Source organism: Streptomyces sp. NBC_00510, assembly GCA_036013505.1.
GTDB lineage: Bacteria > Actinomycetota > Actinomycetes > Streptomycetales > Streptomycetaceae > Actinacidiphila.
In genome coordinates this window covers 2,119,534-2,141,121 of record CP107851.1, presented here as the reverse complement: position 1 = coordinate 2,141,121, position 21,588 = coordinate 2,119,534, and the positions used below count along the sequence as shown (strand labels likewise).

The 21,588-nt window shown below is 72.5% G+C and carries 20 protein-coding genes, 1 tRNA gene and 3 pseudogenes; 9 read left to right on the top strand and 15 right to left on the bottom strand.

Annotated features, from left to right (window positions below; all coding sequences use genetic code 11):
* The first annotated feature begins 3 nt into the window (after positions 1-3).
* Complete coding sequence (locus OG937_09555; protein ID WUD71920.1) at positions 4-549, top strand: hypothetical protein; 546 nt, start codon at positions 4-6, stop codon at positions 547-549.
* Positions 550-597: 48 nt separating this feature from the next.
* Here OG937_09555 and OG937_09550 read toward each other — a convergent pair whose 3' ends face one another.
* Together OG937_09550 and OG937_09545 are read right to left on the bottom strand one after the other, a co-directional pair.
* Complete coding sequence (locus tag OG937_09550; protein ID WUD71919.1) at positions 598-837, bottom strand: hypothetical protein; 240 nt, start codon at positions 835-837, stop codon at positions 598-600.
* Between the two features lie 19 nt (positions 838-856).
* Positions 857-2,002, bottom strand: coding sequence for an inorganic phosphate transporter (locus OG937_09545; protein ID WUD71918.1), 1,146 nt, complete (start codon positions 2,000-2,002; stop codon positions 857-859).
* Between the two features lie 175 nt (positions 2,003-2,177).
* Between OG937_09545 and OG937_09540 the strand changes: the two genes are divergently transcribed.
* A complete protein-coding gene (locus tag OG937_09540; protein WUD71917.1) occupies positions 2,178-2,813 on the top strand; it encodes a DUF4291 domain-containing protein in 636 nt (211 codons plus the stop codon).
* On the opposite strand, the gene OG937_09535 is transcribed toward OG937_09540, so the two are convergent.
* Positions 2,788-3,165: an MmcQ/YjbR family DNA-binding protein gene (locus OG937_09535; GenBank protein WUD71916.1), complete on the bottom strand. Its 378-nt coding sequence runs from the start codon at positions 3,163-3,165 to the stop codon at positions 2,788-2,790. The two genes, OG937_09540 and OG937_09535, sit on opposite strands and share 26 nt — an antisense overlap.
* Positions 3,166-3,330: 165 nt before the next feature.
* Positions 3,331-4,686 carry a M14 family metallopeptidase gene (locus OG937_09530; protein WUD71915.1) on the bottom strand — a complete coding sequence of 452 codons (1,356 nt, stop codon included), beginning with the start codon at positions 4,684-4,686 and terminating at the stop codon, positions 3,331-3,333.
* A gap of 179 nt (positions 4,687-4,865) precedes the next feature.
* Between OG937_09530 and OG937_09525 the strand changes: the two genes are divergently transcribed.
* Both OG937_09525 and OG937_09520 read left to right on the top strand, forming a co-directional pair.
* Positions 4,866-4,936: transfer RNA gene (locus OG937_09525), tRNA-Gly, on the top strand.
* A gap of 30 nt (positions 4,937-4,966) precedes the next feature.
* A pseudogene (locus tag OG937_09520) lies at positions 4,967-5,209 on the top strand (short-chain dehydrogenase).
* A 48-nt stretch (positions 5,210-5,257) separates the two neighbouring features.
* Here OG937_09520 and OG937_09515 read toward each other — a convergent pair.
* The 7 genes from OG937_09515 to OG937_09485 are packed head-to-tail and all read right to left on the bottom strand — an operon-like array spanning position 5,258 to position 13,693.
* Positions 5,258-5,878 carry a TetR/AcrR family transcriptional regulator gene (locus tag OG937_09515; protein WUD71914.1) on the bottom strand — a complete coding sequence of 207 codons (621 nt, stop codon included), beginning with the start codon at positions 5,876-5,878 and terminating at the stop codon, positions 5,258-5,260.
* Entirely contained in the window at positions 5,866-6,615 is a 750-nt protein-coding gene (locus tag OG937_09510) for an enoyl-CoA hydratase family protein (protein ID WUD71913.1), read from the bottom strand. The genes OG937_09515 and OG937_09510 overlap by 13 nt, the downstream gene beginning before the upstream one ends.
* Complete coding sequence (locus OG937_09505; GenBank protein WUD71912.1) at positions 6,615-8,204, bottom strand: 4-coumarate--CoA ligase family protein; 1,590 nt, start codon at positions 8,202-8,204, stop codon at positions 6,615-6,617. The genes OG937_09510 and OG937_09505 overlap by 1 nt, the downstream gene beginning before the upstream one ends.
* 30 nt (positions 8,205-8,234) lie before the next feature.
* Positions 8,235-9,437, bottom strand: a complete 1,203-nt coding sequence (locus OG937_09500) for an acyl-CoA/acyl-ACP dehydrogenase (GenBank protein WUD71911.1) — start codon at positions 9,435-9,437, stop codon at positions 8,235-8,237.
* Entirely contained in the window at positions 9,434-11,323 is a 1,890-nt protein-coding gene (locus OG937_09495; protein WUD71910.1) for an ATP-grasp domain-containing protein, read from the bottom strand. The genes OG937_09500 and OG937_09495 overlap by 4 nt, the downstream gene beginning before the upstream one ends.
* Before the next feature lie 13 nt (positions 11,324-11,336).
* Positions 11,337-12,875, bottom strand: coding sequence for an acyl-CoA carboxylase subunit beta (locus OG937_09490; protein ID WUD78688.1), 1,539 nt, complete (start codon positions 12,873-12,875; stop codon positions 11,337-11,339).
* A 20-nt stretch (positions 12,876-12,895) separates the two neighbouring features.
* Complete coding sequence (locus OG937_09485) at positions 12,896-13,693, bottom strand: TIGR03084 family metal-binding protein (protein WUD71909.1); 798 nt, start codon at positions 13,691-13,693, stop codon at positions 12,896-12,898.
* A 201-nt stretch (positions 13,694-13,894) separates the two neighbouring features.
* Here OG937_09485 and OG937_09480 point away from each other — a divergent pair, with 201 nt between their 5' ends.
* Positions 13,895-14,854 (top strand): AEC family transporter, encoded by a 960-nt coding sequence (locus tag OG937_09480; GenBank protein ID WUD71908.1) that lies wholly within the window; start codon positions 13,895-13,897, stop codon positions 14,852-14,854.
* A 9-nt stretch (positions 14,855-14,863) separates the two neighbouring features.
* Here the strand turns inward: OG937_09480 and OG937_09475 are convergent, their stop codons facing one another.
* On the bottom strand, positions 14,864-15,526 hold the full coding sequence (locus OG937_09475) for an HAD-IB family phosphatase (protein WUD71907.1): 663 nt from the start codon (positions 15,524-15,526) through the stop codon (positions 14,864-14,866).
* A 126-nt stretch (positions 15,527-15,652) separates the two neighbouring features.
* Here OG937_09475 and OG937_09470 point away from each other — a divergent pair, with 126 nt between their 5' ends.
* Positions 15,653-15,856, top strand: a complete 204-nt coding sequence (locus OG937_09470) for a hypothetical protein (GenBank protein ID WUD71906.1) — start codon at positions 15,653-15,655, stop codon at positions 15,854-15,856.
* 97 nt (positions 15,857-15,953) lie between these two features.
* Here the strand turns inward: OG937_09470 and tnpA are convergent.
* Positions 15,954-16,381 (bottom strand): annotated as a pseudogene (gene tnpA, locus OG937_09465) (IS200/IS605 family transposase).
* Positions 16,382-16,405: 24 nt separating this feature from the next.
* Here tnpA and OG937_09460 point away from each other — a divergent pair.
* Both OG937_09460 and OG937_09455 read left to right on the top strand, forming a co-directional pair.
* Positions 16,406-17,632, top strand: a pseudogene (locus OG937_09460) (transposase).
* A gap of 56 nt (positions 17,633-17,688) precedes the next feature.
* Positions 17,689-17,913: a GNAT family N-acetyltransferase gene (locus OG937_09455; protein WUD78687.1), complete on the top strand. Its 225-nt coding sequence runs from the start codon at positions 17,689-17,691 to the stop codon at positions 17,911-17,913.
* 55 nt (positions 17,914-17,968) lie between these two features.
* Here the strand turns inward: OG937_09455 and OG937_09450 are convergent, their stop codons facing one another.
* Together OG937_09450 and ddaH are read right to left on the bottom strand one after the other, a co-directional pair.
* Positions 17,969-18,934 (bottom strand): acyl-ACP desaturase, encoded by a 966-nt coding sequence (locus OG937_09450; protein ID WUD71905.1) that lies wholly within the window; start codon positions 18,932-18,934, stop codon positions 17,969-17,971.
* A gap of 88 nt (positions 18,935-19,022) precedes the next feature.
* Positions 19,023-19,799: a N(G),N(G)-dimethylarginine dimethylaminohydrolase gene (gene ddaH / locus OG937_09445; GenBank protein ID WUD71904.1), complete on the bottom strand. Its 777-nt coding sequence runs from the start codon at positions 19,797-19,799 to the stop codon at positions 19,023-19,025.
* Positions 19,800-19,901: 102 nt separating this feature from the next.
* Between ddaH and OG937_09440 the strand changes: the two genes are divergently transcribed.
* Positions 19,902-21,542, top strand: coding sequence for an ATP-binding cassette domain-containing protein (locus OG937_09440; protein WUD71903.1), 1,641 nt, complete (start codon positions 19,902-19,904; stop codon positions 21,540-21,542).
* Positions 21,543-21,588: the final 46 nt, after the last annotated feature.

Here is a 21,588-nt window from a genome sequence, read left to right as displayed (position 1 = left end):
GCCGTGAACGGGGAGAGGCCGCCGGACAAGTTCTCCGGCCGCATAGGCGACGGTCAGATCAACTGGCAGGTGGGCTTGCTGCTCGTCGTCGTGAACGTGGTGCTGCTCGCGCTGGGCGTGGGCTCCACCTTCTGGTTCTTCGGGCAGGACATCGGCATCGCGGGTCTGTCCGTGGCGCTGCCCGCCATGAGCCTGTGCACCTTCCTGGTGCTCTTCACCGACTCCCGCGACGTGCGCACCGCCGTGATGTCCGCCTTCACGGTCCTCTACTTCGGTTTCGTCGCGGCCTCGTTCAACAGCGAGGTCGCGCGGGCGATGGCCGACACCTCCGGCTTCCTCGACGACGTCTACGGCAGCTTCAACACCTTCATGATCGTGATGGTGGGCTTCTACTTCGGCGGCAAGACCGCGGAGAAGGTCGTCGAGAAGAAGCACGCCGGCGGGCAGGCCCCCGCCGCCGCCCCGCCTCCGGAGCCCGTCGGGGACGAGCGCGGCACCGTCACGCCGCTGCCCGCGCCCGCCCCGGCCGTGGACGCCAATCCGGCCTGACCGGCCCGGACGCCACAGCCGGCCCTGCCGCACCTCGGCGCGGGCGCGTCAGCCGGGGACGATCAGGTCGATGCCGTAGGCCGCCACCGCCAGGCACGCCGCGAAGCACAGGGCCGCCACGGCCAGGGCCGTCTTCTCCTGGGCGTCGCGCGGCTGCCCGTCGCGCGGGCCTCCGCCGCCGGCGCGGCCCCACGCGGCGACGCCCAGCGAGAACATCACCACGAGGGCGATCGTGATGCCGAGGCTGGCCCCGAACACGCTGCCGAGGTTGCCCCACGGGATGTCCATGCGGATCCGCTCCTCACCGCTACCCGGCCGAGTGGCCGGCGGGGCTCGGCGCCGGCGCACCGGGCCGCGTGTCGTTGACGTTCTCCGCGTTCACCGGGCGACGGCGCGACAGGAGGTAGAAGCCCGCGGCGGCGGCGACGGCCACACCCGCCACGAGCGCCACGCCCAGGTCGCCGTGGTCCGCGACCCATGCCGCCACCCCGCCCACGGCCGCCGCCGCGGGGAGCGTCAGCACCCAGGACACGGCGATCCGCCCGGCGACCCCCCAGCGCACCTGGGCCAGTTTGCGGCCCAGCCCGGCGCCCAGGATGCTGCCGGTGCAGACCTGGGTGGTGGACAGTGCGAAGCCCAGGTGCGAGGAAGCGAGGATCACGGAGGTCGCGCTCGTCTCGGCGGCGAAGCCCTGCGGGGACTCGATGTCGGTCAGCCCCTTGCCCATGGTGCGGATGATCCGCCAGCCCCCCACGTACGTGCCGAGCGCGATCGCCAGCCCGGCGCTCAGCACCACCCACCACGGCGGACCGGAACCGGGCGCGAGCAGTCCCCCCGAGATGAGCGTCAGCGTGATGACCCCCATCGTCTTCTGCGCGTCGTTGGTGCCGTGGGCGAGCGCCACGAGCGAGGCGGAGCCGATCTGGCCGGCCCGGAAGCCGCGCTTCACCTCGTTGCCCCGGGTCCGTCTGGTGATCACGTACGCCAGGTACGTCGCCAGCATCGCCACCACGCAGGCCACGACGGGTGAGGCGACCGCAGGGATCACGATCTTCTCCAGGACCTCGCCGGCGTTGACCGCGGACGCGCCCGCACCCACCCAGACCGCGCCGATCAGCCCGCCGAACAGCGCGTGCGAGGAACTGGAGGGCAGGCCGAGCAGCCAGGTGACGAGGTTCCACAGGATGGCGCCCACCAGCCCGGCGAAGATCATCACGGCGGACACCTTGGCGTCGTCGACGATGCCGTTGGAGATGGTCTTGGCGACCTCCGTGGACAAGAACGCGCCCAGCAGGTTCAGCACACCGGCCACCGCCACCGCCACCCGGGGCGTGAGCGCGCCCGTGGCGATCGACGTCGCCATGGAGTTGGCCGTGTCGTGGAACCCGTTGGTGAAGTCGAAGGCGAGCGCCGTGACGATGACGATGACGATGAGAAAGGAGACAGTGCCCACCGCATACCTCCCACCCGGGTGCGGTGCAGTTCACCGGGCCCTTCGTAGCGATGTCGTGTCGGGATTCCAGGCTAGGCGAGGTGCCGGTGGGCCGCATGGCACGGGCCGCCGGACGGGCACGCCGCCGGAAAATGCCTGGCGGCGGGTAGCCCGTGGCAGGCACGATGCCCGCATCATGGAGAACACCGAGATGCCGTACCGCCTGATCAGGGCCGCGCACACCGAGGACACCGTGACGGTCTATCAGGCGTACCGCCCCGAGATCGGTGACCACGCCGCGCAGCACGGACGCTTCCCCGCGAGCTGGAGCCGCTCCCGGATGACGTGGATCAAGCCGTCGTTCCTGTGGATGATGTACCGCAGCGGCTGGGGCCGCAAGGACGGGCAGGAGCGGGTGCTCGCCCTCGACATCAGCCGCGACGGCTTCGACTCGGCACTCCGGCAGGCCTGCCTGTCGCACTTCGACCGCGCGGTCCACCCCGACCGAGGGACCTGGGCCGAGCGCGTGCGCACCACGCAGGTCCGCGTCCAGTGGGACCCGGAGCGGGACCTCTCCCTGCGCCCGCTGCCGTACCGCTCGCTGCAGCTCGGGCTCACCGGCCGGGCGACGCGCGACTACGCCGACCACTGGATCGTCCGGATCCGGGACGTCACCGCGCTCGCCCACCGCGTCCACGGGCTCGTGCGCTCCGGCGACCACGAGGCCGCGACAGCGCTGCTGCCGCAGGAGCGGCCCTATCCGGTCGACGCGGCGACCGCCACCGTGATCGGCGCGACGACCGGGCTCAGCGGCCGTCCAGCTCCGCGATGAGCCGCTTCGGGGCGACCACGCGGTAGCTCTCCTCCACCCAGTCGCACAGCACCTCGGCGGCCGGCGCCTCCCCGGTCAGGGGGACCGTGACCCAGCCGGCCCCGCCGAGGCCGTAGCCGGAGGGCTCGGCGCCGGGGACCGACAGGGCGTGCTCATGGACCTGTGGGTCCTTGAGCTTGACGTTGATGCCGGGAGGATGGCTGCCGTCGCCGGTGCCGAGGAAGACGAAGACCTTCTTGTTGACCTTGACGACGCTCTCGCCCCAGGGGAACTCCTCGGCCGCGCCGGGCAGCGTGAGCGCGAAGGCGCGCACCTGCTCGCGCACGGCGAGCGGGTCGTGGACGGTGGTCACGGGGCCTCCCCGGGGCGGGCGCGGACGGCGGACGGCGGGCACGCGTACGCCCCGATCGTAGGACGGGGGCGGCCCGGATCCCGGGCAGGCGGGCCCCGCGACGCGCCACGCCCCGCGACGCGCGAGGCGCCGCGGGGCCCGGCTGTAGCGTCCGTACCGGCTCGCTCAGGAGCAGTACTGCGCCTCCTTGCCGATGGCGCGGTACATGCAGTCCGCGTTCTCCAGGAGCAGCAGCACCGCCTCGCGGTTGCGGCTGGTCTGGGCGGGGATCACCTCGTCGGGCGGGTAGAAGCCCGAGGAGCCGTTCGGGCCCGGGTACATCTCGAAGGTGTACGCCCAGATCCCCTGGTTGCCCCAGAGCCAGTCGTCGATCGACCCGTCGGTGATGTAGAGGTCGCTGGACTGCTCGGGGGTGTAGCCGTTGGTGGCGGCCATGGTGCGGCCGAAGGTGGCGAAGGTGTTGTACTGGTCGGCCGTCATCCCGGTGGTGGTGTTCGCGGTGGTGTAACCGAAGGGCCACAGCACGAGCTGGCTGTAGGTGTGGAAGTCGATGCCCGCGGTGATCTGCTGCCTGCCGCCGACGACCCGGCCGCGTACGAAGTCCGCGACGAGCCTGACCTCGGGTGCGGACTCGGGGGACGCGCCGCGGTAGGTCTCGCTCGACTTGGTGCCGGAGGAGCCGCCGCAGCAGCCCCACCGGTAGTTCCAGTTGCGGTTGAGGTCGGTGCCGACGGCGGTGGAGCCGGAGTTGGGCTGGCGGTTCTTGCGCCAGCTGCGGTAGGAACCGGTCGCGATGTCGTACTCGCCGCCGTCCGGGTTGAGGTCCGGGATGATCCAGATCTCGCGGGAGTCGACGATGCTCTTGACGCGGCTGTCGGTGGCGTAGGTGTCGCCGAACTGGTGCAGCAGGTAGAGCGCCATCTCGACGGTGAGGTGCTCACGGGCGTGCTGGTGGTGGGTGAACAGCACCTCGGGCTCGGCCTCGTCGGTGCCGACGTTGTCGCTGACCTTGACGGCGACGATGTTCCGGCCGCCGTAGGAGGTGCCGATGACCTGCTGCCTCATGATGGCGGGATGCGCGGCGACCAGGGCGCTGATCTCCGCGGTCATCTCCGCGTGGTTGTGGTAGCCGGAGTCGGAGCCGGGGAAGTCCAGCACCGAGGCGCCCCCGTCGGCGCCGCGGTTGCCGTCGCTCCCGGCGGGCGGACCGGGGAGCGCGGTGAGGCGGTAGCCCGCGGAGCGGAGTGCGGCGGCCTGGGCGGCGTTCGCGGTGACGACGGTGGAGTGGGTGCGGGCGGCGTCAATGGAGACGCCGTGGGCGGCGAGCGCGGTACGGGCGGCGACGGTGCCCGCGCCGGCCACCTCGTACTGCCGGACGATCTCGTCGGCGGCGGCCGCGACGGGACGGCCGTCGGCGGTGGACGGCGAAGCGTCGGCCTGGACGGCGAGCGAGGTCGCCAGGGCGCAGGCGAGCAGTGCGGCGGTGACCGTCGCCCGTCGGCCGGTTCGGGGGATGTGCATGGACGTCCTCCTGGGTGTGGGGGTAGCGCAGGAGTTCGACCCGATCGTGCGGTCATGGCATGTGCTCGTCAAGAGTGTCTGGCGTCTTCGGCCGTGAACGCCCGGAACCTTCCCGTGGATTGGCCGGTGGGCCGCCCTGAGGGGCCCTGCGCGGCGCCGGTACGATCAGCGCAACGCCCGGACGTAGCGCAGAGGCAGGCGCACCGTCTTGCCAAGATGGATCACGCCGGTTCGAATCCGGCCGGATCCACCGGGCAGTGCCGGACGTCGGGCAGGGGCAGTGGGGGACACGCGCGACATCACGGAGGCGGAACTCGCCGCCTTCGACGCGGTGGTGGGCAAGCTGCGCACCCTGCCCGTCGACGATCCGGTACGGCTGCGCGCCGAGCAGGTGGCCACGTCCTTCGCCCGGGACGGACGCCGGCGCCGCAGGAAGGCGCGGCGGGACGACCGGGTGGCGGCGGACGCCGGCGTCGTGGCGGCCACCGCGACCGGTGCGCGGGAACGTTACCAGGGGCCACTGACAACGGGCCGTCAGCTTCTCCCTCACCCGCCACCGACAGGGGGAGACTCAGATTCCGCGGCGCAGCACCCCGTCCAGGACCGCCGACCACTCGCGGACGATGCCCGCCCGGCGGGCGCTGTCGTCGCTGAGGAGGTTCGCCAGCCCCAGGCCCCGGGCCATGTCGAGGGTGGCCTGGACGGTCTCCCTGACCCCGGCCACCGCCTCGTCCGCGCCGAGCATCTCCACGGCGAGCCGGTGCGCCTCCCGCCCGATGCGCGCCTCCAGTGAGGTGACCCGGGGCCGCAGTTGCTCCTCGTTCGCCGCGGCGACCCACAGGTGCAGGGCGGCCCGGAAGATCGGCCCCGTGTAGAGGTCGACGACCATGCCGACCACGGCGTGCGTGCGGGGCACGCCCTCGCGGGGGAGGGCGTGCGCGTGTTCGCGCAGGGCGACCAGCCACTGTTCGGCGACGAACTCGATCGCCCCGGTGAACAGGTCCTCGCGGGTGGGGAAATGGTGCTGGGCCGCGCCCCGCGACACCCCCGCGCGCTCGGCGACCACGGTCACCGTGCTGCCCGCCCAGCCGCGTTCGGCCAGGCAGGCGACGGCGGCCCCCAGCAGCCGCTGCCGGGTGGCGCGGCTGCGGTCCTGCTTGGGCGTACGGGTGCCGGCGCTCACAGCGCCCATGGTGCGGCCCGCCGTTCGAGGAACGCCCGCATCCCCTCCGCGGCCTCGGGCGAGCCGAACAGCCGGGCCGACTGCTCGGTCAGCGTCGCCGCGTCCCGGTCGAAGACGCGCAGCACGGCGGCCGTCGTCAGCGCCTTGGACTCCGCGAGCCCCTGCGGCGACGCCGCGCGCAGCCCGGCGAGGATGCCGTCCAGTGCCTCCTCCGGTGCGGCGACCAGGCCGGTGCGGACGGCCTCCGCGGTGTCGAAGACCTCGCCCGTCAGGTAGTGCCGCGCGGCGGCCCGGGCGTCCATGCGCGGCAGGACCGTCAGCGAGATGACGGCCGGGGCGAGGCCGAGCCGCGCCTCGGTGAAGGCGAAGCTCGCCCCCGCCCCCGCCACCGGGACGTCGCAGGCCGCCAGCAGCCCGAGGCCGCCCGCGCGCACGTGACCGGTCACGTGCGCCACGACCGGCTTGGGCAGTTCCACGATCGCGCGCAGCAGCGCCACCAGCCGCCGCGGCCCCTCCGGCGACGCCGCCTCCTTCAGGTCCGCGCCCGCGCAGAAGGTGCCGCCGGTGTGCGTGAGCAGCACCGCCCGCGTGGCCGGGTCCTTGCCGGCCCGGGCCAGCGCGTCGGACAGCTCGTCGACCATGCGTGCGGACAGCGCGTTGCGGTTGTGCGGGGAGTCCAGCGTGAGCGTGGTGATCCCCCGGTCGTACACGCTCCGCACGCAGGGTGCCGCGGCGTCGTCGGTCATCAGGTGGTTCCCCTTTCCCGGGCGCGCAGTTCACGCCGGAGGATCTTGCCGCTCGCGGCCCTCGGTATCGCGTCGGTGAACTCCACCCGGCGCACCTTCTTGTACGGGGCGACCTGCGCGGCCACGTGGGCGATCACGTCGTCCGGCGTGAGGTCGGAGCCCTGCTGCGGCACCACGTACGCCTTGGGGATCTCGTTGCCGTCCTCGTCAAGCACGCCGATGACCGCGGCGTCGGCCACCCGCGGGTCGGTGAGCAGCACGGCCTCCAGTTCGGCGGGCGGCACCTGGTAGCCCTTGTACTTGATCAGCTCCTTGACCCGGTCGACGACGTGCAGCCATCCGTCGGCGTCCACCCGGCCGACGTCGCCGGTGTGCAGCCAGCCCTCGTCGTCGATCATGGCGGCGGTCTCCTCGGGCCGGCCCAGGTAGCCCTTCATGACCTGCGGACCGCGGATGTGGATCTCCCCGGTGCCGTCGGCGGCCGCGTCCTCGTCCTCCTCGCCGAGCGGCACGATGCGCATCTCGGTGCTGGGCAGCAGTTTGCCGACCGCGCCGGGTGGCGCGTCCCGTGAGTCCAGCGGCACCACGTGCGTGCCCGGGGAGAGTTCCGTCATCCCGTACGCCTGCAGGATCGGCGGCAGTCCCAGCCGCTTGGAGCAGGCCTGGGCCAGCTCCGCGTCGAGCGGGGCCGCCGAGCACAGCACGTACTCCAGCGAGCTCAGGTCGTGCGCGGCGACCGCCGGGTGCTTGGCGAGCGCGAGCACGATCGGCGGGGCCACGAACAGGCCCTGTACCCGGTGGGTCGCCACCGCCTTCAGGAACTGCTCCAGGTCGAAGCGCGGCAGCACCACGACGGTGGCGCCCTTGCGCAGCGGGGCGTTCATGAGCGCGGTGAGCCCGTAGATGTGGAAGAACGGGAGCACGGCCAGGATGCGGTGCCCTGGCCCCATCGACAGCGTCGGGTCCAGCTGGGCCAGGTTGGTGGCGATGTTGCGGTGGGTCAGCATCACGCCCTTGGGCACGCCGGTGGTGCCCGAGGAGTACGGCAGCGCGGCCAGGTCCTCGCCCGGGTCGAAGGCGATCTCCGGCTCGGGGGCGGTGGAGCCCAGCAGGTCGAGGACCGAGCGGTGGCCCTCGGCGCTGTCGCAGACGAGGATCTCCCGCACGCCGCCCGCCTGCTCCGCCGCCTTGCGTGCGGTCTCCAGCAGCGGCGAGACGGTGACGATCCACGAGGCGCCGCTGTCCCGCAGCTGCCGCGCGAACTCCTCGGCGGTGGCGAGCGGATGGACGGTGGTGACGGCCGCCCCGGCGCGCGTGGCGCCGTAGAAGACCGGCGGGTAGGCGATGGTGTTGGGGCTGTGCAGGGCGAGGACGTCGCCCTTGCGCAGGCCCGACTCCGCCAGCGCCGCGGCGATGCGGCGGGTGAAGGAGTCGAGCTGCGCGTAGGTGAGCGTCGTGCCCTCGACCCCGTCGACGAGCGCGGGCCGGTCGCCGAACTCGGCGGCGTGGCCCAGCACGGCCTCGTGGATCGGCAGGTCGATGGCGGGAACCGCGGGGTACTCGCTGTGGAACACGGCCGGCTGTGCCATGGCCGTTCCCCCCTCCTCGGTAGGACGTGCTCAGTAGGACTTGGGCAGACCCAGCGTGTGGTGCGAGACGTAGTTGAGAATCATCTCCCGGCTGACCGGCGCGATGCGACCCACGCGCGACGCCGTGAGGAGGGAGGCCAGCCCGTACTCGGCCGTCAGCCCGTTGCCGCCCAGGGTGTGCACGGCCTGGTCGACGGCCTTCGCGCCCGCCTCGGCCGCCGCGTACTTCGCCATGTTGGCGGCCTCACCGGCCGCCATGTCGTCCCCGGCGTCGTACAGGAACGCGGCCTTCTGCATCATCAGCCGGGCCAGTTCCAGCTCGATGTGGGCCTGTGCCAGCGGGTGGGCGATGGCCTGGTGCGAGCCGATGGGGGCCTTCCACACCTGCCGGGTGCGGGCGTAGCCCACGGCGGCGTCGAGCGCGAAGCGGCCCATGCCGATCGAGAAGGCCGCCGTCATGACGCGTTCGGGGTTGAGGCCCGCGAACAGCTGCAGCAGCCCCGCGTCCTCGTCGCCCACCAGGGCGTCGGCGGGCAGCCGTACGTCGTCCAGGTAGATGTGGAACTGCTTCTCGGGCGCCGACAGTTCCATGTCGATCGGCCGGAACTCGAAGCCGGGCGTCTCGCGCTCCACGACGAACAGGCACGGCTTCAGCTTTCCCGTACGGGCGTCCTCGGTGCGGCCCACGATGAGCGTCGCGTCGGCGATGTCGACGCCGGAGACGAAGACCTTGCGGCCCGTGAGCAGCCAGTCCGAGCCGTCCCGGCGGGCCGTGGTGGTCAGGCGGTGCGAGTTGGAACCGGCGTCCGGCTCGGTGATGCCGAACGCCATCCGGAGGGAGCCGTCCGCGAGCCCGGGCAGCCACCGGCGCTGCTGCTCCTCGGTGCCGAAGCGGGCGATGACCGTGCCGCAGATCGCGGGGGAGACGATGAGCAGCAGCAAGGGGCAGCCCGCGGCGCCCAGTTCCTCCAGCACGATGGAGAGCTCGGCCAGGCCGCCGCCCCCGCCGCCGTGCTCCTCCGGCAGGTTGACGCCGAGGTAGCCCAGCGCGCCGGCCTCCTGCCACAGCTTGTCGGTGTGCCGCCCCTCGCGCACGGCGTCGAGGAAGTAGGAACGCCCGTAGCGGCGCCCCAGGTCGGAGACGGCCTTGCGTAGCGCGCGCCGCTCCTCGCTCTCCAGCAGGACGTTGTCGAAGGTGCCTGTCGGTCCGTTCACAGCGGGCGTACCGCTCATGGGGAGTCCTCCTGAACGACGGCGAGTACGGCTCCGACGTCGACCTGGCGGCCGGCCTCGGCGTGCAGTGCGGTGAGCACACCGTCCGCCGGGGCGGCGACGCGGTGCTCCATCTTCATGGCCTCCAGCCACAGCAGGGGCTGCCCCGCGGCCACCTTGTCGCCGACGGCGACGTCCGCGACGCGGACCACCGTCCCCGGCATCGGGGCCAGCAGCGAGCCGGGCGCGAGCTGGGCCTCCGGGTCGGGGAAGCGGGGGAGCGCGGTGAAGCGGTGGGAGCCCGACGGGCCGTCGACGCATACCTCGTCCCCGTAGACCGCGACCTCGAAGGCCCGGCGCACCCCGGAGACCTCCAGCACCACGTGTCCCGGCCCGTGCTCCAGCAGGCGTACGTCCGGGTGGCCCTCGGCGGCGAGGCCGTCGCGGCCGAGCCGGTAGCGGACCTCGTACTCCCCGCCACCCGTCGCGGCGCGGTAGGTCTTGGACTGCGGCGCCGACCGCACGTTGCGCCAGCCGCCCAGCGGGTGGCGTCCCGAGGCGTCGGCGAGCGCGGCGGCCAGGGCCGACAGCCGCACCGCGGCCCCGTCCTGCGCGGGCGCCGGGCCGAGCCGGTCGAGGAAGGCCGTCGACAGCCGCCCCGCGGCGAAGTCCGGGTCGCGCAGCACCCGTACGAGCAGGTCGCGGTTGGTCACCAGGCCGTGCACGCGGGACCGCTCCAGGGCGCCCGCGAGCAGCCGCAGCGCCTGCGGGCGGGTGGGGGCGTGGGCGACGACCTTGGCGAGCATCGCGTCGTAGTGCACGCCGATCCGGTCGCCGTCGCCGAAGCCCGCGTCCACCCGCAGCCCCGGCGCCCGCGGCACCCGGAAGCGGTGCAGGACTCCGGTCTGCGGCTGCCAGTCGCGGGCCGGGTCCTCCGCGTACAGCCGGGCCTCGACCGCGTGCCCGGAGGGCGCCGGGGGAGCGGCCGGGAGCCGCCCGCCCTCGGCGACGTCGAGCTGGAGCGCGACGAGGTCCACGCCGAAGACGCACTCGGTCACCGGGTGCTCCACCTGGAGACGGGTGTTCATCTCCAGGAAGTACGGCCTGCCGTCCGCCGACACCAGGAACTCCACCGTTCCCGCGCCGACGTAGCCGATGGCCCGGGCCGCCGCCCCGGCCGCCTCGTGCAGCGTCCGGCGCAGCCCGTCGGTGATGCCGGGCGCCGGGGTCTCCTCGACCACCTTCTGGTGACGGCGCTGTACCGAGCAGTCGCGCTCGCCGAGCGTCCACACGGTGCCGTGCGTGTCCGCCAGCACCTGCACCTCGATGTGCCGGCCGTCCTCGACGTACGGCTCCAGGAACACCTCGCCGTCCCCGAAGGCGGACAGCGCCTCCGCGCGGGCGGCGGCCAGCTCCTGCTCCAGGGCGGCCGCCTCGCGGACGACGCGCATGCCGCGTCCGCCGCCGCCCGCCGCCGCCTTGACCAGCACGGGCAGGTCGTCAGGACCGGCCTCCAGCACCGGGACGCCGGCCTCGGCCATCAGCCGCTTGGCCCGGGTCTTGGAGCCCATCGCCTCGATGGCTTCCGGCGTGGGCCCGATCCAGGTCAGGCCCGCCGCGATGACGGACCGGGCGAACTCGGCGTTCTCCGACAGGAACCCGTAGCCCGGGTGGACGGCGTCCGCGCCCGCGGCGAGGGCGGCCTTCACGATGAGGTCGCCGCGCAGATAGGTGTCGGTGGGCGCGTCGCCCGGCAGCCGCACGGCGGCGTCCGCCTCCCGTACGTGCGGGGCGGTCGCGTCCGCGTCCGAGTGGACGGCGACGGTGGCGATGCCCAGGTCGCGGCAGGTACGGAAGACACGGCGGGCGATCTCGCCGCGGTTGGCCACCAGCACTGATGCGATCACGGTCAGGTGCTCCTCACATCCGGAAGACGCCGAAGCCGCCACGGGCGCCCTCGACCGGTGCGCTGTGGACCGCCGACAGGCACACGCCGAGCACCGTGCGGGTGTCGCGCGGGTCGATCACCCCGTCGTCGTACAGCCGCCCCGACAGGAACATCGGCAGGGACTCGGACTCGATCTGCTGCTCCACCATCGCCCGCAGCCCGGCGTCGGCCTCCTCGTCGAAGGGCAGGCCCCGGGCGGCCGCGGACTGCCGCGCCACGATGGACAGCACCCCCGCGAGCTGCGCCGGTCCCATGACGGCCGACTTGGCGCTGGGCCAGGCGAACAGGAAGCGCGGGTCGTACGCCCGGCCGCACATGCCGTAGTGCCCGGCGCCGTAACTCGCGCCCATCAGGACGGAGATGTGCGGGACCTTCGAGTTGGACACCGCGTTGATCATCATGGCGCCGTGTTTGATGATGCCGCCCTGCTCGTACTCGCGGCCCACCATGTAGCCGGTGGTGTTGTGCAGGAACAGCAGCGGGATGTCGCGCTGGTTGGCGAGCTGGATGAACTGCGCGGCCTTCTGCGACTCGGCGCTGAACAGCACGCCCTGGGCGTTGGCGAGGATCCCGACGGGATAGCCGTGCACCCGCGCCCAGCCGGTCGCCAGGCTCGGCCCGTACAGCGGCTTGAACTCGTCGAACTCCGAGCCGTCCACGACCCGTGCGATGACCTCGCGCGGGTCGAAGGGGGTCTTCAGGTCGGGGGGGACGATGTCCAGCAGCCCGTCCTCGTCGTACAGCGGCGGGTCGTAGGCGGCGGCCGGGGCGGGGCCCTGCTTGCGCCAGTTGAGCCGGGCCACCACCCGGCGGGCGGTGCGCAGGGCGTCGGGCTCGTCCAGCGCGAAGTAGTCCGCGAGGCCGGAGGTACGGGCGTGCATGTCCGCCCCGCCCAGCGACTCGTCGTCGCTCTCCTCGCCGGTGGCCATCTTCACCAGCGGCGGGCCGCCGAGGAACACCTTGGAGCGCTCCTTGACCATGATCACGTGGTCGGACATCCCGGGGACGTACGCGCCGCCGGCCGTGGAGTTGCCGAACACGACGGCGACGGTGGGGATGCCGGCCGCCGACAGCCGGGTCAGGTCCCGGAAGAGCGCGCCGCCCGGGATGAAGATCTCCTTCTGGCTGGGCAGGTCGGCGCCGCCCGACTCCACGAGGTTGACCAGCGGCAGCCGGTTGGAGAGCGCGATCTCGTTGGCCCTCAGGGCCTTCTTCAGCGTCCACGGGTTGCTCGCCCCGCCGCGCACCGTGGGGTCGTTGGCGGTGATCACGCACTCGGTGCCCTCGATCACGCCGATCCCGGTCACCAGCGACGCGCCGACCGGGTAGTCGCTGCCCCAGGCCGCGAGCGGCGACAGCTCCAGGAACGGGCTGTCCTGGTCCAGCAGCAGCTCCACCCGCTCCCTGGCGGTCAGCTTCCCCCGCGACCGGTGCCGGTCCACGTACTTGGGGCCGCCGCCCGCGAGCGCCTTCTCGTGCTCGGCCTCCAGTTCGGCGAGGCGCTCCAGCATGGTCGTACGGTTCTCGGCGTTCACGCCGTTCCTCCCTCACGCGGCTCGCGACCCCGCCCGGGCGGTCCCGCGAACGCCTGGGCGATGTCCAGCCAGCGGTCGGCTTCCTCGCCCTCGGCACGTACGGCCAGGTCGGCGCGGTGCCGGCGGCGGGTCGCCAGCAGGCACAGGTCGAGCGCCGGGCCCGTGACGCGCTGCGCGGCGTCCTCGGGGCCGTACGCCCACAGCGTGCCGTCGGGGGCCGACAGTTCGACCCGGAACTCCTCGGCGGGCGGGGTCAGCCCGTTGACGAAGTAGGCGTAGTCGCGGGCCCGTACGGCGATCCGCGCCACGTGCCGCAGCCGCGCGGTCGGCGGACGGCGGACGCCGAGGGCGTCCGCGACGTCCTCGCCGTGCGCCCAGCTCTCCATGAGCCGGGCCGAGGCCATGGACGCGGCGCTCATCGGCGGCCCGAACCACGGGAAGCGCGTCCCGGGCGGCTGCGCCCGCAGCGCGGCCTGCAGCTCCGCCCGCCCCGAGCGCCAGCGCGCCAGCAACTCGGCGGGCGGCAGCGCCGCGCCCTCCTCGGCGCCGGCGTCCACGAAGGTGTCGACCGCGGCGGCGGCCTTCTCCACCACGGAGCCGAAGCTTTCCGGGTCGGTGACCGCCAGCACGGACTGCCGGTCGGTCCAGGCCAGGTGGGCGATCTGGTGCGCGATCGTCCACCCCGGAGCGGGCGTCGGCGCCGTCCAGGCGTCCTTCGCGAGTGGGGCGACCAGGGCGTCCAGGCCCTCGCTCTCGTCCCGTAGATCGTCCAGTACGGGTGTGGGGTCGGACAAAGGTCCCCCTGAATGACGCAGCGTCAGCGAAGCCGTGCGCGTCACAGGCTGGCACCGCGGCAGGAAACAATCAAGCGTGCTTGCATGATTTTCCGCCCGGGGCCCCGGTGCGGCGGCCCGGAGGCCGCCTGATTGACTGCACCGGGCCGCCCGGCGATCCCGGGACCGCGCCCTACGGCTCACCGGACGACCCGAGGTTCCATGCACGCCCTGCCGCCCCTCCTGTCGGGCTTCATCCCCATATGGGCCCTCAGTGCGGCGGGCTACGTGGTCGGCCGGACCGGGCTGCTGGGGCAGCAGGCGGAGTCCGTCCTCGGGCGGTTCGTCTTCCATGTCGCCATGCCGGCCGCCCTCTTCGCCACGGTCGCCGGAACACCGTTGGACGCCTTCGCGAACACGTCCGTGATCGCCTTCGCGGCCGGAACGGCCCTGGCGTGCCTGCTCGGGTTCGCCGTCAGCCGGTGGCTCTTCGGGCGGCGCCTGCCCGACCAGGCGATCGGCGGCATGGCGGCCGGATACGTCAACTCCGCCAACCTGGGCATCCCGGTCGCGGCGCAGATCCTCGGCGACGCCTCGTTCGTCGCCCCGGTACTGCTCTTCCAGGTGCTGCTGGTCACCCCGGTGATCCTGACCGTCCTCGACGCCGGTACCGGCGCCGCCGGGCGGAGGCGGGCGGGTGGCGGTGCCGCGCACATGCTTCTGATGCCGCTGCGCACCCCGGTCATCCTCGGTGCGGCACTCGGCTGCGCGTTCTCCGCGGCCGGCTGGCGGCTCCCCGCCGCGCTCGGCCACTCCGTCGAGTTGCTGGGCGACGCGGGTGTGCCGACCGCGCTGATCACCCTCGGCATGTCGCTGCACGGCCGCCCGGCCGCCACGGGCCCGGCGATCCGGGCGGAGATCGGGGTCACCGTCCTCATCAAGACCCTCGTCCAGCCCCTGGCCGCATGGGCCGTCGGCAGCCTCGTCCTGCACCTGCCGGCGCAGCAGCTCTTCGCGGTGGTGATCCTCTCCGCGCTGCCGAGCGCCCAGAACGTCTTCATCTACGCACGCCAGTACGACCTGAGCACGGCCCTCGCCCGGGACGCGGTCATGCTCTCCACGCTGCTCTCGATGGCGACGCTCTCCGCCGCGGCCTGGGCCCTGGGCCCCGCCCACGGCTGAGTCCCGTCGTCAACGAGCGGCCACGACCAGGCGGCTCAGGGCGGGAAGCACTTCTCGCAGGTCCTCGCCGTCCACCGGGACGGTCGCCGCGGCCCGGGCGTCCGCCGAGGCGTTGAACGCCACGCTCAGCCCGACGGACGCGAACAGCGGCAGGTCGGAGCGGCTGTCGCCGACGGCCCCGCAGGCGCCGGGGGCCAGGGCCAGCCCTCGCGCGTGGGCGAGGGCGAAGTCCCTCTTGCCGTACTCGTCGAAGTGCCGGGCGACCCGGCCCGTGAACCGGCCGCCGGAGGTCTCCAAGCGGGGACCGCTGAACGCGTCGAAGCCGAAGCGCTCGCTCAGGTAGCCGCCGACCGGCGACCAGGCGAGGGTCGCCAGCACCGGCGCCAGTCCGTTCCGCCGGCACCAGGCCACCGTCTCGGTGATGCCCGGGACCAGGGGGAGCCCGTCGAGCCACCCGGCGACCCGTCCCTCGGGCACGCCCGCCCAGCCGGCGGCGTCCAGCTCGGAGACCTGCCGGTTGTCCATGGCGCCCCTGGCGTAGGCGTCCTCGGCCTCGGTCAACTCGTCCCGATGGCCGAGGAAGCCGGCCAGAAAGGCCGACGAACTCGTGCCGGGCACGAGGGTGCCGTCGACGTCGAAGAACACCGCGCCGGTGTGATCGGAGGGGAACACCGCTCAAGGATGTCATCGGAGCACACACCCCTCCCCGTTGGGTCGCGGAGCCGGCCCGGGGCGACCGGGTCGGCCCGGGGCGGCGAACCGATGACGCCGCGGCCCGCGCGCTGTCACGCTCGTGGCATGGAAGGTGTCGTGATCCGTCCGGCCCGCCCGGAGGAGCTGCCGTTCCTGGACGCGTTGGTCCTGAGGTCGAAGTCCCACTGGACGGGCGGTCGCGTGGAGGACGTCCCCGACGTCACGCCGAAGCTCACGGCGGCGGACATCGACTCCCGGCACGCCACCGTCGCGGAGCGGGACGGCGTGCCCGTCGGCTTCTACCTCTGATCTTGGCCAGTGCTCCGTCCTTTAGGGCGGGGGTGAAGGCCAACCTTGGCCCGGAGCCGCGAAGCGGCGGAGTTCGCTACCGGCTCCGGGGTGACGGTCAGGCAGGCCGCTTCTGGCTCTCGATGTACTGGCGTACGACGGTCACGGGGCGCCGCCACAGGAACCGGCGAAGTAGGAGCCGGACCAGAAGTGCCCGCCCCACAAGTACCGCCGGACGTGCGCGTCGTATTCCTTGCGCAGCATTCGGGCGGACACGCCCTTGAGGGAGTTGACCAGCTTGGAGAGCTGGACTTTCGGGGGGTAGTGCACGAGCAGGTGCACGTGGTCGTCCTCGCCGTTGAACTGCTTCAGTTCGGCCTCGAAGTCCGCGCACACCTCCCGCATGATCTGCTCGCACCTGGTGAGCATGGTGTCCGTCATGGCTTTACGCCGGTACTTCGTGACGAAAACCAAATGGACATGCAGGTTGTAGACCACGTGACGACCCGCACGTACGTCGGGATTGGGATTCCACCGTGGTGACATAAACCAAAGGGTATGGTGATCGTCATGCAGCTTCGGTACAGCTTCCGCGTGTACCCGAGTACCGGTCAGCGCACAGCGTAGGCACGGGCGTTCGGGTGCGCTCGGGTTGTCTTCAACGACGCGCTCCGCGTCCGCGAGGAGGCTCGTGCGGCGGGGCTGCCGTTCGTCCCTTCGGCCGAACTGTCCAAGCAGCTCACCGTCGCTAAGAAGACTCCCGAGCGGGCATGGCTCGACGAGGTGTCCTCGGTCGTGTTGCAGCAGTCCCTTCGGGACCTGGACGCCGCGTACCGAAACTTCTTCGACGGCCTCAGGGGCAAGCGCCCCAAGATGGGACCGCCCCGCTTCAAGTCCCGCAAGGACACCCGGCAGGCGGTCCGGTTCACCGCGAACGCCGGATGGAAGATCACGACCGGCGGGAAGCTCCGGCTACCCAAGGTCGGTGACGTGGCCGTGAAGTGGTCCCGCTCCCTGCCATCAGCACCGTCCACGGTGACCGTGGTCAAGGACAGTGCGGGCCGGTACTTCGCCTCGTTCGTGGTCGAGACCGACCCCGAGATGCTGCCCGCCACGGACAACGTCGTCGGCATCGACGTGGGCCTGACCCACTTCGCGATCCTCTCCGACGGAACGAAGATCGACAGCCCCCGCTTCCTACGCCGGGCCGAGAAGAAGCTGAAGAAGGCTCAGCAGGATCTCAGCCGGAAGGCCAAGGGATCGAAAAACCGGGCGAAGGCCCGAATCAAGGTTGCACGCGCCCATGCACGGACCGCCGACGCGCGGCGCGAGTTCCACCACCAGCTCTCCATGAAGATCATCCGCGAGAACCAAGCGGTTGCAGTGGAAGACCTGGCGGTCAAGGGACTCGCCCGCACCCGCATGGCCAAGTCTGTGCACGACGCCGGATGGTCGACATTCACCGCGATGCTGGAGTACAAGGCCGTCCTGTATGGGCGGACTTTCCACCGCATCGGACGCTTCGAACCGACCTCTCAGGTCTGCTCGGCCTGCGGCGTCAAGGACGGCCCCAAGCCCCTCAGCCTCCGCGTGTGGACGTGCGGGGCCTGCGGGACCGTCCTTGACCGGGACATCAATGCGGCGGTCAACATCGCGAAGGCGGCCGGACTGGCCGTATCAGCCTGCGGAGCGCGGGTAAGACCGGTACTCGTACCGGCGCAGCGCGAAGAAACAGGAACCCACCCGAAGCCCCAGCCGGTGACCACCGGCAGGCAGGTGGGAATCTCCGTCCTTTAGGACGGAGAGGATGTCAAACGCTCAACGAGCACGAGGACTATCTCGGGATCGGCCTGCTGTTCGTCGACCGCCCGTTCATCGACACCGGTGTGGGGCGCCTGCTGTGGGGGCACTTGGCGGGGCGGGCGGTCGCGCTGGACGCACGCCTGCTCGGGGTCGGCGCGGAGCCGCGGGCCGAGGGCTTCTACCTGCGGATGGGCATGGTGCGCCGGCACGAGTTCGAGCACAACGGCGAACGCCTGATCTGGATGGTGGGCGAGGTCGCCACGCTGGCGCGCTGACCGGACCGCCACGGTGGGGCGCCTCCGGGGAGGCGCCCCACCGCGCACCGCTTCGTCAGGCGCGCGCGGCCCGCCGGGCCAGCAGGGCGTCCCGGCGCTCCTCGAACTTGCGGGCCTGGCTGTCCAGCTCGCCCATGAAGAAGCCCAGTTCCTCCTGTGCCTTCAGGCCCTCGGGGCCGAGCCCCGTCGTCTCCAGCACCTTCAGGTGCCGCAGTACGGGCTGGAGCACGTCGTCGTGGTGGATGCGGAGGTTGTAGATGCCGCCGATGGCGATCCGCGCCGCGGAGCGTTCGAAGCCGGGCATCCCGTGCCCCGGCATCCGGAAGCCGACGACCACGTCACGGATCGCCTGCATCGCCTGGTCGGGCGCCAGTTGCAGTGCTGCCGCCAGCAGGCTGCGGTAGAAGACCATGTGCAGGTTCTCGTCGGTCGCGATGCGCGCCAGCATGCGCTCGCACAGCGGGTCGCCCGACTCGCGGCCCGTGTTGCGGTGCGAGATGCGGGTGGCCAGTTCCTGGAACGCCACGTACGCCACCGAGTGCAGCATGCTGTGCGCGTTGTCGGACTCGAAGCCCTCCGACATGTGGTGCATGCGCAGCCGCTCCAGCTCCACCGGGTCCACGGCACGGGTGGTCAGCAGGTAGTCCCGCATCACTATGGCGTGCCGGCCCTCCTCCGCGGTCCAGCGGTGGACCCAGGTGCCCCAGGCGCCGTCACGGCCGAACATCGTGGCGATCTCGTGGTGGTAGCTGGGGAGGTTGTCCTCCGTGAGTAGATTGACCACCAGCGATATCCGGCCGATCTCGGTGACCTTGGACTGCTCGGGCGCCCAGGCCTCGCCGCCCATCACCCCGTCGAAGTCACGGCCTTGGCTCCACGGCACGTACTCGTGGGGCATCCACTCCTTGGCCGCCTTCAGGTGGCGGTTGAGCTCGGTCTCGACGACCTCCTCCAGGGCATACAGCAGCCTGGTGTCGCTCCATGCTTCCGTTCCGGTGTTCTGGGGCGGGGCAATGGTCACGCTGGGCTCCTGCCGGCTCGCTGAGAGTGCTTACGGAATCGTAAGTTACGAAACCGTAGGTTAGGTACACTGAAAAGGCAACCCGCCGTCAGGCGTACAACTCCCTCAGGCGGACGGACATACAGGTCACACAGCCCTCGAGTTTCTCGAACTCGCTGATGTCCACCGATACAGTTGCATATCCGAGATCATCCAGCACCTCGGCGGTCCTCGGCGCGCTCGCCGCCATCAGCAGCCGCCCGCCGCCGAGCAGCACCACATGCGCCCCCGGCTCCTCCGGTACCGGAAGGAAGCGCTGGAAGATTGACGGGTCGTCAACCAGCGGCGGATACCCGATCACCGTGCCGTCGGGCAGCGCCGTCACCGCCGACTTCAGATGGAGCACCTTGGTGACGGGCACCGCGACCACACGTGCCCCGAGCGGCTCGAACGCGGCCCGCAGCTGCCGGACGCCGTCGGCGTTGGTGCGGCCGCCCCGGCCCACGTACACGGTGTCCCCGACCTTCAGGATGTCGCCGCCCTCCAGGGTGCCCGGCTCACGGACCCGGTTGACCGACAGCCCCAACGCGGTGACCGCCTCCTCGGCCCCGGCCGTCTCCGGGCGCCGGGACGTGGCACCGGGCCGGGAGAGCAGCGCGACGTTGCGGAAGACGACCATGGTGTCCTCCACGAAGACGCCGTCCGGGCAGTCGTCGGCCGGCGGCACCTCGACCGTCTCCCAGCCGTGCGCGTGCAGGGCCGCCACGTACCCCTCCCATTGCCGCGAGGCGAGCGCGGCGTCGACGGGCGAGCGTTCGATGTGGGTCACCAGCCCCTCGGCGAGGCGCGGACCCGGACGGCGGACGAGGGCTTTCTTGCTCGGCACGGCAGGTTCCCTCCCTGGATCGGGGACGGCCGGCGGCCGTCCCGGGCGCCCGCGCACGGGCCGCGGGGCGCGGGCCGGCGGGGCGATAGCATCGGCAGCCTGATGAGTGCCACTCTTGTCGTCAAGGATCTCGCCGCCGGCCACGGGGACCGCGTCCTCTTCGCCGGCCTCGACCTCGTCGTCGCCCCCGGCGACGTCATCGGCCTGGTCGGTGCCAACGGTGCCGGGAAGTCGACGCTGCTGCGCCTTCTCGCGGGCCTCAGCGCGCCCGAACAGGGGCAGCTGCGGCTCAGCCCGCCCACCGCGACCGTCGGCCACCTCCCGCAGGAGCCCGAACGCCGCCCGGACGAGACCGTACGGGCCTTCCTGGCCCGGCGCACCGGGGTCGCCGCCGCCCAGGCCGAGCTCGACGCCGCCACGCAGGCCCTGGTCGACGGGGCGCCCGGCGCGGACGACGCCTACAACGACGGCCTGGAGCGCTGGCTCGCCCTCGGCGGCGCGGACCTCGAGGAGCGCGCCGAGGAGGTCACCGACTCGCTCGGCCTGACCGTCGGCCTCGACCTCCCGATGACCGCCCTGTCCGGCGGCCAGGCCGCCCGCGCCGGCCTGGCGTCCCTGCTGCTGAGCCGCTACGACGTCTTCCTGCTCGACGAGCCCACCAACGACCTCGACCTCGACGGCCTGGAGCGGCTGGAGGCCTTCGTCAGGGGCCTGAAGGCGGGCACCGTCCTCGTCAGCCACGACCGCGAGTTCCTCACCCGCACCGTGACCAGGGTCGTCGAACTCGACCTCGCCCAGCAGCAGGTCAACACCTACGGCGGTGGCTACGCCGCCTACCTGGAGGAGCGGGAGACCGCCCGCCGGCACGCCCGCGAGGAGTTCGAGGAGTACGCCGACACCAAGGCCGCCCTGGAGTCCCGCGCCCGGATGCAGCGCAACTGGATGGAGCACGGCGTCCGCAACGCCCGCCGCAAGGCGAGCGACAACGACAAGATCGGTCGCAAGCTGCGCTCCGAGTCCACCGAGAAGCAGGCCGCCAAGGCCCGGCAGACCCAGCGCATGATCGAACGCCTCGACGTCGTCGATGAGCCCCGCAAGGAGTGGGAGCTGCGCATGGAGATCGCCGCCGCGCCCCGCGCGGGCGCGGTCGTCGCCACGCTGCGCGGCGCCGAGGTCCACCGCGGCTCCGGGTTCACCCTGGGGCCCGTCGACCTGCAGATCGACTGGGCCGACCGGGTCGCCATCACCGGCGCCAACGGCTCGGGCAAGTCCACCCTCCTGGCCGCGCTCCTCGGCCGCGTCCGGCTGGACGCCGGCGCCGCCCACCTCGGACCCGGGGTGGTCGTCGGCGAGGTCGACCAGGCACGCAGGCTCTTCCTCGGCGGCGAGTCGCTGCTCGACGCCTTCTGCGCGGAGGTCCCCGACGCGGCCCCCGCCGACGTCCGCACCCTGCTGGCCAAGTTCGGCCTCAAGGCCGCCCACGTGCTGCGCCCCGCCGCCACCCTCTCCCCGGGCGAGCGCACCCGGGCCGCCCTCGCCCTCCTGCAGGGCCGCGGCGTCAACCTCCTCGTCCTCGACGAGCCCACCAACCACCTCGACCTGCCCGCCATCGAGCAGCTCGAGTCCGCCCTCGACTCCTACGACGGCACCCTGCTGCTGGTCACCCACGACCGCCGCATGTTGGAGGCCGTCCACACCACCCGCCGCATCCGGGTCGACTCCGGGCGCGTCACCGAGCACTGACGTCACGCCGCGGTCGTGCCGCGGGCCACCTCCCATGGGAAGATCG

What these genes read in the sequence shown, in the direction of transcription:
- OG937_09530 (WUD71915.1), bottom strand. Translation starts at nt 4,686, where the DNA reads ATGCACATCCCCCGAACCGGCCGACGGGCGACGGTCACCGCCGCACTG.
- OG937_09490 (WUD78688.1), bottom strand. Translation starts at nt 12,875, where the DNA reads ATGCTGGAGCGCCTCGCCGAACTGGAGGCCGAGCACGAGAAGGCGCTC.
- OG937_09500 (WUD71911.1), bottom strand. Translation starts at nt 9,437, where the DNA reads ATGAGCGGTACGCCCGCTGTGAACGGACCGACAGGCACCTTCGACAAC.
- OG937_09440 (WUD71903.1), top strand. Translation starts at nt 19,902, where the DNA reads ATGAGTGCCACTCTTGTCGTCAAGGATCTCGCCGCCGGCCACGGGGAC.
- OG937_09550 (WUD71919.1), bottom strand. Translation starts at nt 837, where the DNA reads ATGGACATCCCGTGGGGCAACCTCGGCAGCGTGTTCGGGGCCAGCCTC.
- OG937_09505 (WUD71912.1), bottom strand. Translation starts at nt 8,204, where the DNA reads ATGGCACAGCCGGCCGTGTTCCACAGCGAGTACCCCGCGGTTCCCGCC.
- OG937_09540 (WUD71917.1), top strand. Translation starts at nt 2,178, where the DNA reads ATGGAGAACACCGAGATGCCGTACCGCCTGATCAGGGCCGCGCACACC.
- OG937_09470 (WUD71906.1), top strand. Translation starts at nt 15,653, where the DNA reads ATGGAAGGTGTCGTGATCCGTCCGGCCCGCCCGGAGGAGCTGCCGTTC.
- OG937_09510 (WUD71913.1), bottom strand. Translation starts at nt 6,615, where the DNA reads ATGACCGACGACGCCGCGGCACCCTGCGTGCGGAGCGTGTACGACCGG.
- OG937_09515 (WUD71914.1), bottom strand. Translation starts at nt 5,878, where the DNA reads ATGGGCGCTGTGAGCGCCGGCACCCGTACGCCCAAGCAGGACCGCAGC.
- OG937_09480 (WUD71908.1), top strand. Translation starts at nt 13,895, where the DNA reads ATGCACGCCCTGCCGCCCCTCCTGTCGGGCTTCATCCCCATATGGGCC.